This window comes from Peribacillus sp. NPDC097225 (assembly GCF_044761955.1).
Classification (GTDB): domain Bacteria; phylum Bacillota; class Bacilli; order Bacillales; family DSM-1321; genus Peribacillus.
Genome location: NZ_JBIWDJ010000007.1, coordinates 126,809 through 140,601 on the forward strand (window position 1 = coordinate 126,809; position 13,793 = coordinate 140,601).

A 13,793-nucleotide genomic window follows, 5' to 3' on the forward strand; every position below is an offset into this window, starting at 1 on the left:
GGGTTAAGCAGCTAGAAGATGATTCCTATATTGAATGGGGGTCATCTTCTTTAAATTCCATTGGTATCGAGAATAGTTATAGTAAACCATATACTGTTTGATTTTAGCCTTCAATTCCTCTAACGATTGACAAGACTCGTAGTCTACTTCATCTTTCAAATGGCCAAAAAAGATTCTTGTGGCGCATTGTCCCAACAGTTCCCGCGTCTAGACATCGATTGTCCTAACCCGTATTTATTTAGTAACTTTTGATAGGTAGGGCTTGTATAATGGCACCCTTGATTGGAATGAATAAAGGCATCTTTATGTAGTTCTATCTTCTTGTTGCTCATTAAATTATCTATGGTTTTTGTGGCGATGTCTAACGTGATTCGATCAGAAATATGATAGGCTAAAAGTTCATTAGTGGAACCATCTTTTATGGTAGACAAATAAGCCATCGCTTTATTTCCGTATGGCAAATAAGTAATATCCGTTAATAATACCTTCCCGGGGATTCCTTGTTTGAATTCCCGATTTAATTGATTGGGCACGACTTGGTGCTCCTTGGTCGCTTTTGCGATTTTTTTATACGGATTAGATTTTCTATATGGACAAACGATCTGATACTTTCTCATAATCCGCTGAATTTTTTTCCGGCTATAAACAATACCGAACTCATTCTCCAATACCATTTTGATGGAACGAGAACCTTTCTTATAACCATGTCGGTTAAACGCCTGTAAGATTGTGGCCTTAGCCTCTCCATCCACTACTTCCTTTTCTAATCGACGTTTGGAAGCTTTCAAGAAGCTATAGTATCCCGAACGGGATACCCCTGTTAGGTCACAAAAGTATTTCGTCAGGTTCTTAAAATCATTTTCCTCAATCGTTTCTTGTATCAACTTAAATATCTGATTGGTTTGGAGTTTTTCGCTTCTGCTGAACAGCCTCCTTTCTGTCGTTTCTAGCTTTTTTAAAAGTTCTACTTGTCCTTCTAACAGCTTAATTCTGGCTTCTTGCCTTTGAATGACTTCCTCTTGTGTAAGTTCTCGTTTGAGTGACCTACCTGAAGCGGTTTTTCGGGAATCTGACAGTCCAATTAATCCATCTTTATCATAGGCCTTCTTCCATCTATAGGTTGATTGTTCGACCCGTTTCATTCCAATGATATGGACATCAAATCCATGTTCCTCAAATATTTGTCTAGGAAGTTTACCAGCTAAATATTCATCAATAAATGTTTGTTTAAACTCATCCGTATAGGTAATCGCTACCTGACTGACACGCTGTACATGAGGGTTGTTTTGAAGTATTTTTATGTCTTGATCTGTAAACGTCACTTTGCTCATAGTAAATCCCCTACTCCACGATATATAAGAATTAAGTATATAAAAAAATACCTATAGATGAAACACTCTTTTTCAAGTGTCCAATCTATAGGTACCAGTTTATCACGGTGTCTCTTTTTTATTTACTGTTTAAGAATAAAGGTACCTTTAGAGTTTCCCCGTAGGCGTAAGCCGAGGAGACTCACAGACCGCCTGCGGAAAGCGAGTACCTGGAGTAGAAATCCACGCCCTATAGTACAAACCATAAAAAAAGTAGACAAACCGATTTTCAAGTTTGTCTACTTTCTGCATACCCAAAGCTATGAGATTTGGTTTGCATTCTTTTCTTCTTTTTTCAAATGGACGAACATCCCTTTCGATACAATCAAGCCGAATACCGAAAATGCAATCAAAATGTACATAGTCACTGTGTAATGAATTTGTAGGCTGATAATGACCGATGCGGCTATTGAACCGAAATAACGAAACATGGAATAAATTCCGGAAGCTACCCCTGTTAACTCTTTCGCAACGGATTCAAGAGATGCCGCTTGCATGGAAGGGACGCCCAATCCCGAGCCAATCCCACCTAGAAATAAGATCAATCCGGCAAAGACCAATGCATTAATCGTTGGAAGGATCAGATATAATCCTAATGCCAGAATTAATAGGACAAAAGATATTCCAACGGTCCTACCCTTTCCCATCTTACCTTCTACATATCCACCTACCCATGATGCAATGGAAATAGCTAACGAGAATACAAACAAAAGAAGTCCAATCGAACCGATCGAGTATCCGGCATCCCTTTCTAGCATCATCGGCATTATTAAAATGGTGCAATACATGATTGCATTGTTCAGTAGGATTGATAAATTTGCACTTGTAAAACTAGCGTCTTTAAACAGTGAAAAATCAATGATTGGATGGCCATATCGCTTCTCTCTATATACGAATAGGACGAAAGATAGGAAGAAAATCAACCACAGCCAAACATTGGAGTACCATTCATTTGTCACAATCAGGACAAGGACCGTTAAGAATGTACCTAATAGAATGGACCCTTGAATATCTAATCGAGTATGGCTTTTCGGTTCGATATTCGGTAGGTATTTATAGGCAATAAGGAAGGACAAAACCGTAAAGGGAATGTTTATCCAAAAGGTGGACTGCCATCCCCAAGCTCCAATCAGGAAAGCTCCAAGAAGTGGTCCGAGTGCCGCCCCAATGGACATCGCAAAACCAAACACACCGAATGCCTTCGTTAACTTTGACTTAGGTGTGATAAAGCGAATGATCGCCGTTCCATTAGGCGTAATCAATGCCCCGCCCAAAGCTTGAATGCCTCTACCAATGATCAATACCAGTAAATTAGGTGCATAGACACATACTAACGAAGCCACTAGAAATAAAAGCAAGCCGAGTAAGAACAATTTGCGTGTTCCATACATATCCCCGAGTTTTCCTGCTATTGGTTGGGCTACGATCATGATAATGAGATACACCGTCACAATCCAGGAGACATTTGCTACATTCGTCTGAAAGGCGTCCATGATAGTAGATAAACCTATCGTTATCATTGTAGAATTCAACGGGACTAGAAAAGCCCCCGTTAAAATCGCAAGCAAAGGAATATTGTTACTTTTCTTTAACAATGTACACGACTCCATTTGTTCCATCCACACGTACGATATCACCGTCTTGTAACATTTGCGTTGCCACTTTTGTACCTAAAACAGCTGGAAGCTTGTATTCACGGGCAACCGTTCCGGCGTGGGACAGGATTCCACCTGCATCCGTGACAACAGCTCCGGATATAGAAAATAGCACGGTCCATGGCGGGAGTGTTGTTTTACAAACGAGTACATCCCCCTTCTGAACTTTAGAAAAATCATTCTGATCCCGAACGATTTTCACCGTACCCGTATGGACTCCTTTTGAGGCCGCATATCCTTTAAAGCTTTGTTCTTGTTCATCCACTTCCGCCGCTCTTGTTCCAAAGATTCTTTCGATAACAGGCGCCGCTTCCTCTTGTGGGGGCACACCGTATGTCTGAGGAATCTCTTTCTTCGAATTTTGCTCATGTACAGCCTTGCGGTCAACGATTTTGGTGGTTATATCTCTTGGATTATTCACTAACTCCACTAACTCATCCAAGTATAAAAAGAAGATATCGCTATTTTCTTCGACTGCTTTAGCTTCAACTAAGAGTGCTCCCACTTCCAGTAAAACCATTCGAGCTTTAGCGGGAAGCATGGCATCAATGTAGAAGTGATGATCTTCATCAACACCCCAATAGGCTAACGCCCAGTCATGGATCTGCTTGAACCTTGCTTTTGCTTCACTCTCCGGGTACTTCTCTAACAGAGCGGGCACTTTATGTTCACGTTCCGCTACAACACGTGCAAATTCTTCATCAAAATCGAAGTCTTTCTTCATATATTCAGAAATGACAGCTAAGGCATATTCAGGATTCTCGACCCATGTTTCATCAGAAAACTCATGGGAATTCGCGATGCGCCACCCGTAAATTTCTAACGTATCTTTAACTTGGTCCAGGAAAGTTTGGCCTGCAGGAGATGCTTTAAGCTCCGTTACTAAATTTTCATTAGGAACGGAAGTAAAACAGTTCGATACTTCAGGTGACGCCATAGCCACCTTCGCAAGATTCCATAAAACTCGATCCGTTTCTAATGATTTGTTCATCACACCTTCAAGAAGGTCATACACGTAGGTCGTATTTTTATCACCTGTTAGATTCTTATAGGCATCTTCCAAAACTAAACCGACAGATCCTCTAGGCATGACGACTTCAAAATGAATTTCCCATGCACGTTTAAAGAATTCAAATAGTTCAACAAGAATTCCACTTGCCTCCTTCAACGTGAAGCCATCTTTACGATATTGATCGAGTGTACGGAAGTATGGAATCAATTCTTGATTCATATAATTCCAGAATATATCATTTAAGTTCGGCATCAATGCTTCGATTTTTTCAGCATTTTCTTCCAACCGTTTTGCAATATCCCCTTGGTAGGAAACGGTATTCTGATAGTAGTGAGAATCAGAAATTTTAATTTGGAATTGATGGATTGGAAGTTTCAATGTTTCATAAGCCTTTTTTGTCCCTTCTGTAACGGCTGGTGCCATATAAGACGCAAACAGGGGAGTTAAAGAACCGGGCAAATGCAATTCATCTAGAAACCAAAATCCCTTTTGTTTATCTTCTTCGTTCAGCATTAATTCGCTTCGGAAATTTTCAATATTCAACATATTTTTCGCACTCTCCTTGATTCTAAGATGTAATGGGTCTAGATTGAAGAACGAAAATCATGTCATCTTTAATGGCAAACTCTATATCAACAGGAAATTCATAAAATGCCTCTAGTTTACTTGTGACAGACTCTAAAGATAAAATGCTTTCTTCATTAAGACAGTAGGCGTTACTTTCTTCCGGTGTCGTTTCCACTTCAATGATTTGATTATCAAGAGGCAATATCTTCACTTCTTTAAGACCTAAATCTTTCATAATAGACTTCGTTTCTTTATTCACGATGAAAGTGTCGGGGGTCACAATTCCTGAAACAATGGCTTCACCCAAGCCATAACTCGCATTAATGATGATTTCATTGGTATCTTGAGTAATGGGGTTCAGACTAAAGATCACGCCGGACACATCGGGATACACCATTTGCTGAATTAAAATCCCCATAGGAAACGCATCTAAAGAAATATCTTTTTGTGCAGCATACTCACGAACACGATCGGAGAACAGGGATGCCCAGCATTGTTTGACTGCATAAAGCAATTGCTCCTCCTCACAAACGTTCAAAATCGTCTCATATTGACCTGCGAAGGAAGCGTCCTTTAAATCTTCCGCAGAAGATGATGACCTAACAGCCACTGCCAATTCTTTGGAACCTGTTAGTTCCTTCAACTTTTCATAGGAAGATAATACTTCCTTTTCTATATCTTTCGGAAGAGGCGCCTCCATGAATACATCAATGAATTCCTCTTTATGTACTTGATTATGTAAAGCATTCTCTTTCATAAATCTTTTTAAAGCACCCGCTTTGAGAACAAATCCATTGGGGATATGAACCCCCTCATTTATGATGTTCGCCAAGTGTAATGCTTTAGACCCAACTTCCAGTAGCGATTCTTGGTTAGCTTCTTTCAGGAACACAGTAAACACTAAAAAACAAACCCCTTTTCTTTATTAACACTGTAATGATAGTACAAAATACACAGTATGATTTAACCACTTTATTTATTAAACTCTAATTTAGTATACTTTGCAATCTACAAAAGAATAAATACTCATAAAATACTATCTTTTACAGTGGAACCATTTACTGAATAAATGATTCAGTTTTCACCTATAATTACACACAAGTGGCCCACGAAAACGAAGGCACATTTTTTTCGTAGCCTGTAGGGATATAGATTAATCTGTCTTACTATCACTAGGCAGTATAATGCAGACAGTAGAGCACTTTAATAAGACACTTTTGGTGCGGTAATAATAGATAATCCTTCAAAAACAGTCTAATATATATGGTACTATTAGAAAAAAAGAGATAACGAGGATAAACTCATGAATGGACTAGTATTTGAAAAAAGGGATTTTACTCCTGATCATTTACATACTCTAAAGACACTACATCTAAATAACTATCCGATTTTATATATACTTTATAATGAGAAAAAAAGACCCTCTGCTTATATTGGGCAAACAGTCCAAGCTTCACGACGTTTAAAAACTCATTTAGAGGATAAAAAACGTAAGAATTTGAATCGTTCTATTTTAATTGGGCATGAGAAATTCAATCAGTCTGCGACGTACAATATTGAGTCGAACTTAATTAACTACTTCATCGCCGATAACCACTATCAATTGCAAAATGTGAGCCAGACCAGATCAAGGGTCATGCATAATTACTATCAGAAATCGTTTTATAATGAAGAACTCTTTCAAGCTATTTGGGAAAAACTTAGAGAAGAGAACATTGTGAGCGAAACAGTCGAGAACCTTAGAAACAAGGACATTTATAAGTTATCTCCTTATAAGGAGCTCTCTCCTCAGCAGCTTGATATCAAAAATGAGATCCTCGATTTTTGCAAAGAACATATAGATAAAGAAGGAAATCACGTAATTGCGATTGAGGGCGATGCAGGCACAGGGAAAAGTGTCTTATTAAGCTCTTTGTTTAACACGATTCAAGATTTGGCTAAAGATGATAGCCCTCTTAATAATACAGATAATTACTTGCTAGTGAATCACACGGAGATGCTGAAGACATATAAAAGTATTGCCAACAGCTTACCCAACTTGAAAAAAAAGAATCTAATGAAGCCCACGCCCTTTATTAATGAGAAGACAAAGGCAGGAGAAACGGCCGATATCGTATTGGTTGACGAAGCTCATTTGCTTCTGACAAAGGAGGATTCTTATAATAATTTCCGCTACCAAAATCAACTAGATGAAATCATTAAGCGTAGCAAAATCACCATAGTCATCTTTGATCCAAAGCAAGTGCTGAAGATTAAAAGCTATTGGAATGATCAATTGCTAGAGGAAATCACAAAGCAATACAATGCGAAAACTGTTAAGCTTACGGATCAAATGAGAATGAATGCAAATCCAGAAACAATTAAGTGGATTGACAACTTTGTTGCAAAGGAAATTCTTCCTTTACCGTCAGAGGAAGACTCCTCCTTCGAACTTGAATTGTTTGAAGATGCTGAGACGTTTAAACAAGCTATAGAAAATAAAAACAAAGAAATCGGTCTTTCTCGAATTGTCTCAACCTTCGATTATCTACATAAAAAAGATGGAAAAACCTATATTGTCGATGAAGAGGGAATTAATATGCCTTGGAATATCACCCAAGATAGTGTGACGTGGGCAGAGAATCCGGGCTCCATTAAAGAGATTGGTTCCATTTATACCGTTCAAGGTTTTGACCTAAATTACGTTGGAGTCGTTCTTGGCCCTTCCATAAGCTATGATAAAGGCAAAAACAAATTAATCATTGATTCTTCCAAATACAAAGATACAGGTGCATTCATTTCACGGACGGATTTATCACTAGAAAAAAATCAAGAAATTAAAGAAGAGATCATCTTGAATTCCATTAATGTCTTGATGAAACGGGGGATACATGGTTTATATATTTATGCCACAGACCCAAAACTAAGACAAAAACTACTTGAGCTAAAAAGGGGAAAATGATGATGAACGATATTCAAGGCTTAATTAAAGTAATCAATGAGTTTCGAGATGAAAGAGACTGGAGACAATATCATAACCCAAAAGACCTCGCTATCTCCATCTCCATAGAAGCAGCAGAACTTCTAGAAGACTTTCAATGGATTAACAATGAACAAGCACTTAAGGAAAATAAAGAAAACATTCATGAAGAAATCGCTGATGTTTTGATTTACTCATTAATGTTATGTTCCGATCTAGGGTTAGATGTAAAAGAGATTATCGAAGAAAAGATCGTGAAAAATGGGACGAAGTATCCCGTTAATAATAAATAATCAAAAGACAGCCAAGCTCATCTTCAGGATAGCTTGGCTGTCTTTTGGTGTAGGATTTTTTAATACTTCCTAATTCAGCTTATTGTGGATTGATCTTGATCTCTTTCGGTAACTTAACTGGAGCCTTGGGAACTTTTTTCTGTTCGTTATTAATCATGTCAGAGGAGTAGAGTGTAACAATCATGCTTCCTCCATATCGTTTGGCCCGAATCAATACCGGTTGGTTATATTTGTTCTGAAAGCGAAAGTCAGGTCCGTACCAACTTACCGTCGCATCACGCCCAGGTGGCACATACGGTACACGCCTACTATGGGAATAGCGCTCGGCAATCCGGAGCCCGGCACGATCGACAGCATTAAACAAGGTGGATGACACCTGACAAATCCCCCCTCCGACCCCCTCTGATAATTCACCTCGAACGATAATCGGCGCACTCTTATACCCCTTATCTCTCGTCCTCTTCCCCACAACTTGGTTAAAAGAGAAAATCTCATTAGGAAAGACAACGTGATTATCAATGGCTTTTGCCGCAAGCGAGATATTATGTGAACGACTTTTATTGTTAGAATTAAAATACGTCACGTATTGACCAATCTTCTGGTGCCGAATGTGAGCAAGTATTTCACTATCCACTTTAGGATAAACGTCCATTTCTGGCACCTCGATCTTCGAGGGTCCCTTCCCAAAGAAATAGGCATAAAACTGCTCCTTGAACGCCTGTCGGTACAGTTTGTAACCTACCTGTCCTGGAACGATTCCTCCCTGATCGTTAAGCGTAGCATTTATAGGAGCCTGATATACTTGTTGATCGAGTTTATCAATGAACGTACGTAACTTTTCATCATCAACCATTGGAGTACCAGGAAGGGTCAGTGAAAAGTTTTCACGGTCAACACTAGCTATGGGTTTCCCTTGTTGAGTCACCGTCAAGCTGTCAGACAGCTCGGCGGGTTGTGCAAATAACAAAAGACCAGTTAACCAAATATGTATCATAAATCGGCATACCTCCCAACATTAGTATGAACGGGAGGTTGTCCTTTGATGTAAATCTTCCTTCTATATTGTCGACGTATTAGTAAGACAGCGTGCATAAAGCAAAAGGTACGACTGTCGATTGTACAAAAATTCTTACAAAATGAAAAAAAAAGCTCGAGCATAAGGATTTCCTCCTTATCACTCAAGCCTTCATTCACACGTTATGCACAGATATTAAACAATGATCGGACTTTCCTTATATTAAAAAGTTGATACTATATGGGGGTATATACATAACAGAACCACCTGAAACGCTTTACTTTAGTTCTAAGTGAATCTTTTGATAAACCGAACTTATGATACGGTTCTCCGTGGGATATCTAAGTGATGTTAGTATCCACCTGAGTTTGTTAAATTTAGGCTAGAATGAATTTTTTTATCTAGTTAATAATCCTCCATAAACTCCTTTATTTTAACTTTCTTTATTCTTTCTTTATAGCCCTCAATATTATCTTGAACCCATCTTTTATGTCTCAGAAGTTTAATTCCAGTTAAGCCCTTATCAATAAGTTTTAATAACTCAATTTTCTCTTCTAGTACCAGAACCTCACTTCCACTCCAAGAAAAAAAGATTGGGGATAATGGTATTTTGCAAAACAAGTCAAATGAATCATTACTCTCCAATAGGTGGATTAGATATTTCGCCTTACTTTCTTTACTTAAATTAGCTATAGCATAAAACAACAGCGTAATATTTTCTTCTTCCAAACTCCATAAAGAAATTTTCTCTCTTAACCAAGAATCATGTCTTTCAATAGTTATTTCTTTCTTTGATCCGGATAATAGGTTTTCCAATATCGAAACTATGTCGTAAAAATTACTTTTTGACTGATTAACGAAAAGTGGTACTACCCTGTCAAGTATTGACTGCCAATTATCTTTTTCCCAAATAAAAGACAAATCAACATCCCTAAATCTTAATGATTTATTCTGACTTTTCAATATCTGTTCCAGAAACTGATCTATTATAGTAACATCATAATCAATAAACTGTTTTAAGATTAAAAACTCCCCATCTATATTGAAGTCAATTTCCAATAATTTGAGATAAGCACTTTTTAACGTATTTAAATCATTTCGGAACAAGAAAAATAACTCTTTATTAATTTCAGAGAATGGATTAAATAAATTACTTAATGTTTTTTGTATAGTAATATCTTGTTGCTGCAATATTATTTTAGTCACATTTACATATACATTTTCATCAATTTCTAAATATTTTTTTAAAAAGTCCAAATCTATTAAATGCCCAGATACATCCTCTTGTTCTTCATTAATGTAATCATATATTTTACCGAGAATATCTATGCTAGGTTTTTCTTCAGATATAACTCTAAGAAAACAATACAACCAATAGTTCTGATTATAGAATTTATTTTCACGTAATAACATTTCTATATCATTGTCATCTATCGCACTTCTTAATTTATTTATAATAGGAAGTGGGTATAAATGTAACTGGTAATTTCGGGAAATATAGATTCTTATAATATCAACCATATGTTCCTCTTTAGCATTTTCCAAAAGAGTACTCAAGCTACTTACAATTGTATTTTTTTCATTATGGAAAATTTCATTACCTACAACTTCATCTAAAACTTGAAAAACAACGTTAAATTCTTGAGTGTTAAACCTTTTTGCCATATCAACTATTAACTGTTTTCTTTCTAATACTCTTTCTCGATAATTCGGGCCATAAACATTTTGCGTTAATACTTTATAGATATTATATTTTTCAGAATTCAATTTATTTAATAAATCAATATCTAATTCTAAATCTTGCATTAATAAAAAGTCATTTATTTTATTAAATATAATACTTTCTTTTAATGTTATTTCTGTTAAGTGCTCTATAAGTTCTGAAATATACTTAAGATCATGTATTAATATATCCTTATTTAATTTTCCTGAATCTTGGTTTCCAAATTTAAAAAGTATTTTTTTTACCTCTTCACCATTTTGGTTAGATAAATCTTTTAATTTGCCCCATGCAATTTCTCTTATTTCAAGAATATCTGAAGAATATTCTAAAATTAAGTCATAGTATTTGATAGTCTTTCTATCTGACATTTCAGTGATATGATGACTGAACTTCAAAAAGTATTCAATTAGCCTAATTAATAGCATTTCAAAAACAATAGAATTCTCCCGTTCATACTGGGCTATTATCAAATTAATTAATTCTTTTTGCATAGAAAAACTTTGTCTAAAAGAAATTTCCTTAAAGCCAAAACCTTGGGTTAAAACAGAATAGACAGAAGAAAATTCTGTAGGTTTTTTTTGTAAGTATTTTATTATTAATTCGAGTGATTCCTTATAATACTTAGTTTGACTGAAATTAGATAGTGTAGAAAGAGTTTCTGATTGATTAGAAGTTTGCTTAGAAGTATCAAAATTTATTTGATACTCCTCCTCTCTGGATAGCTGCTCAATTTTATCTTGTATATAAAAAAGTGTTTCTATTTCTAGTGCAAACCAAAAAGTGTGTAAAAATTCTTCTAAATTTTCATCTGATTTTTCTTTTAGATCTTTGTAGACTTTGGTAATTTCCTCTTTTATTAGTTCATAATTTTCCTTATGATAAAAATATGAAAAAACACCGTTTAGATTTTCAATAATTCTATTTTTAATTTTTGGAAAATATGCTCTTATTAAATCTGAATACCGTAAAAGTTTTTTATCAAAAACAGTTAGATAAAAAATGTATGTACTCAAAATTTGGTCAGATATTTTAGCGACTTCTCCTTCATAAATATCCAATATTTCCATTGAATGAAGCTTTTCAGTAATTCTTAGGAAATCTACTTTTTCAAGATTTGTTAATTGAGCCATTAAATTTAAATTTTCATTATCCTCAAGATTTACAACATTTAGAAAGCTATAGATAGTTGCAGTTTTAAGAAGTTCATTATTTTCTAATTCATCTTCAAAGTCTGTTTTAACAACCCTGTAATATTCTTCCATCAACTCTATAACGTTGCCTATACTCTCTAATGTATTTTCTCTAATTGCAGTCTCGCATGCCATGATCGCTAACCTTGCATTACCTTTGGATATCTTACATATTCTCTCTATATATAAGTGATTTTTTATATCATATTCTTCTTTACATAAGGTTTCTATATCTTTATCTTCCAAAACATCAATTTTAATTAAATTGATGTTTAATCTCGATACTTTGTCTAAAATCTTTCTTTCTGCATACTCTCTTACGGATACAATTAATTTGAACTCAATTCCTTCTTTTTTTAATCCTAAGTACTCTAATATTAAATTTAACTGAGTTAGGTGATTAACATCATCAATAAATAACAAATAACTTCCAGGTCTATTAAAGTGTAACTTTAAATCATTATATAAATTTTGCCCATTATTTCTAAGACATTTAATTTCATATTCTAAGTTTGTTTCTTTGAATCGTTTAACACATTCTAAAGCGAGTCTAGTTTTCCCAACCCCTGGTTTTCCTGACAATATAGTTACTTGTTTTCTATTTATTGAGTCTATTATTAAATCTATTTCTGAATCTCTTGCATATAAAGTTGTATTTAGTGTTGTTGTTAATTTACTTCGATTGTAAACTTTTATAAAATCATCAATATCTAAAATTTGTTCTGTGTCTAATGTTATATTTAAAAAATCTGATACTATTGATGGAAAATCGTAGACCTTAAAGGAAATAGTATCTATAGTAAGTAACTCTAGCCTTATGTTATAGTGACCCACTTTTGAAGCTAATTTACTAATTTCCTCTGTAGAAAGCCTCCCTGTACAACAGCAAATAATTTTTTCTATATCATTAAGTGAAATATTCGTTTTTGTTTCATCTAAACACTTATCTAAATCATCTTCAAACTTCTTATAGAGATTACTTTTTTGAACTGTATATTCAATAAAAATATATTTATTTTCTGGTGTTCTTATTAGTGTATCTGGTGTTCCTGTTTTTGTATTATTGTTTCCTATAACAGAACCTATAGAATAGACTTCCCCATCAATTGTCTTAGAAAAATAAATATCCATCATTTTTTGAAACTCTCCACCGTTTAGTTCATTAATTTTATTTTGGATTTCATTTATTTTTGACAATGTCTACACCTCTAATCCTGTTAAATTTTCATTCTTTCCGTTAACTATAAGTTTTTTGGAGGTATATAAGTTATGCTCATATTAAGGTCTCTATATTCTAGCTAGATAAGGTCTAAATACTGTTACGCTTTTATATAACTTTTTAAGTACATTTCTATAGTTTCCTCATCAGAAATATTTTCACTTAACAATCCGTGGTTACTAGCCAGCTTAAGGTAATACTTTGCCCAAAGACTTAACAGATTTTCTTGAATATCTAATTCTTCTCTTTTCAAATCATTAGCTTTTAAAAAATCTTCATCTTCAATCGCTTTAGATAAGCTTTTTATTACTTCTTCATACTTTTTAATTGCTAACATAAAACTTGGATTACCTGCCATCATATTTTTCACTTCTAGAACAAAGTTCTCTGTTAACTTCTTTTGTTGATCCCATAATTCCAAATCAATTATTTCATGCAACTCTAAACTTAGTTGTGCACGTTCTTCTACAATAGCTAAATCTAAAAATTGAGCAAGCATTTTATTATTCCTTTCTATTTTATCTACATCAAGTAAGGTTTTTTTTAAATCATTTGTTTTTATTTTTTTAATTATTTCAGTAAAACCTTTCCACCAGTTTCCAGCCATTTAAATGCCTCCTTAAAATAATTTATAACTTTCACAATTTTACCATATGTAGACAGGTGCCGGAAATTTAAAAAAAGTCTCAGACATACTAAAATGTACCCTATAGAGTAGACACTTTAAAAAAGTCTCTCTATAGGGTACTTTTATTTGTATAAAGAAAAGATAGGATTGGAGATACATCAC

General features: G+C 34.8%; 9 protein-coding genes. 2 read left to right on the forward strand and 7 right to left on the reverse strand.

The genetic code is table 11. From position 1 onward, the window contains the following. Positions 1-3: 3 nt before the first annotated feature. The 4 genes from ACIQXH_RS17475 to ACIQXH_RS17490 form a co-directional block, all read right to left on the reverse strand. Positions 4-1,331, reverse strand: a protein-coding gene (locus tag ACIQXH_RS17475; protein ID WP_403124997.1) for an IS3 family transposase whose coding sequence is annotated in 2 segments (ribosomal slippage) — positions 4-173 and positions 173-1,331 — 1,329 coding nt in all. Because the reading frame shifts where the segments join, the coding sequence is not laid out codon by codon here. 299 nt (positions 1,332-1,630) lie between these two features. Further along, on the reverse strand, positions 1,631-2,965 hold the full coding sequence (locus ACIQXH_RS17480) for an MFS transporter (protein ID WP_403125000.1): 1,335 nt from the start codon (positions 2,963-2,965) through the stop codon (positions 1,631-1,633). Further along, positions 2,949-4,583, reverse strand: coding sequence for a PEP-utilizing enzyme (locus ACIQXH_RS17485; protein ID WP_403125003.1), 1,635 nt, complete (start codon positions 4,581-4,583; stop codon positions 2,949-2,951). The genes ACIQXH_RS17480 and ACIQXH_RS17485 overlap by 17 nt, the downstream gene beginning before the upstream one ends. A 22-nt stretch (positions 4,584-4,605) precedes the next feature. Beyond that, the gene (locus tag ACIQXH_RS17490) at positions 4,606-5,505 is read right to left on the reverse strand and encodes a PEP/pyruvate-binding domain-containing protein (protein WP_403125006.1); all 900 of its coding nucleotides are present in this window, start codon (positions 5,503-5,505) and stop codon (positions 4,606-4,608) included. Between the two features lie 402 nt (positions 5,506-5,907). On the opposite strand from ACIQXH_RS17490, the gene ACIQXH_RS17495 reads away from it, so the two are divergent. Both ACIQXH_RS17495 and ACIQXH_RS17500 read left to right on the forward strand, forming a co-directional pair. After that, positions 5,908-7,545: a DUF2075 domain-containing protein gene (locus ACIQXH_RS17495; RefSeq protein WP_403125009.1), complete on the forward strand. Its 1,638-nt coding sequence runs from the start codon at positions 5,908-5,910 to the stop codon at positions 7,543-7,545. A gap of 2 nt (positions 7,546-7,547) precedes the next feature. Then, positions 7,548-7,856: a nucleotide pyrophosphohydrolase gene (locus ACIQXH_RS17500; RefSeq protein ID WP_403125012.1), complete on the forward strand. Its 309-nt coding sequence runs from the start codon at positions 7,548-7,550 to the stop codon at positions 7,854-7,856. Positions 7,857-7,935: 79 nt separating this feature from the next. Here the strand turns inward: ACIQXH_RS17500 and ACIQXH_RS17505 are convergent, their stop codons facing one another. The 3 genes from ACIQXH_RS17505 to ACIQXH_RS17515 all read right to left on the reverse strand — a co-directional run bounded on the left by ACIQXH_RS17505 (position 7,936) and on the right by ACIQXH_RS17515 (position 13,610). Next, positions 7,936-8,850, reverse strand: a complete 915-nt coding sequence (locus ACIQXH_RS17505) for a VanW family protein (RefSeq protein WP_403125014.1) — start codon at positions 8,848-8,850, stop codon at positions 7,936-7,938. Positions 8,851-9,276: 426 nt separating this feature from the next. After that, positions 9,277-12,981, reverse strand: coding sequence for a hypothetical protein (locus tag ACIQXH_RS17510; RefSeq protein WP_403125017.1), 3,705 nt, complete (start codon positions 12,979-12,981; stop codon positions 9,277-9,279). 122 nt (positions 12,982-13,103) lie between these two features. Next, a complete protein-coding gene (locus ACIQXH_RS17515; protein ID WP_403125020.1) occupies positions 13,104-13,610 on the reverse strand; it encodes a hypothetical protein in 507 nt (168 codons plus the stop codon). Positions 13,611-13,793 lie beyond the last annotated feature (183 nt).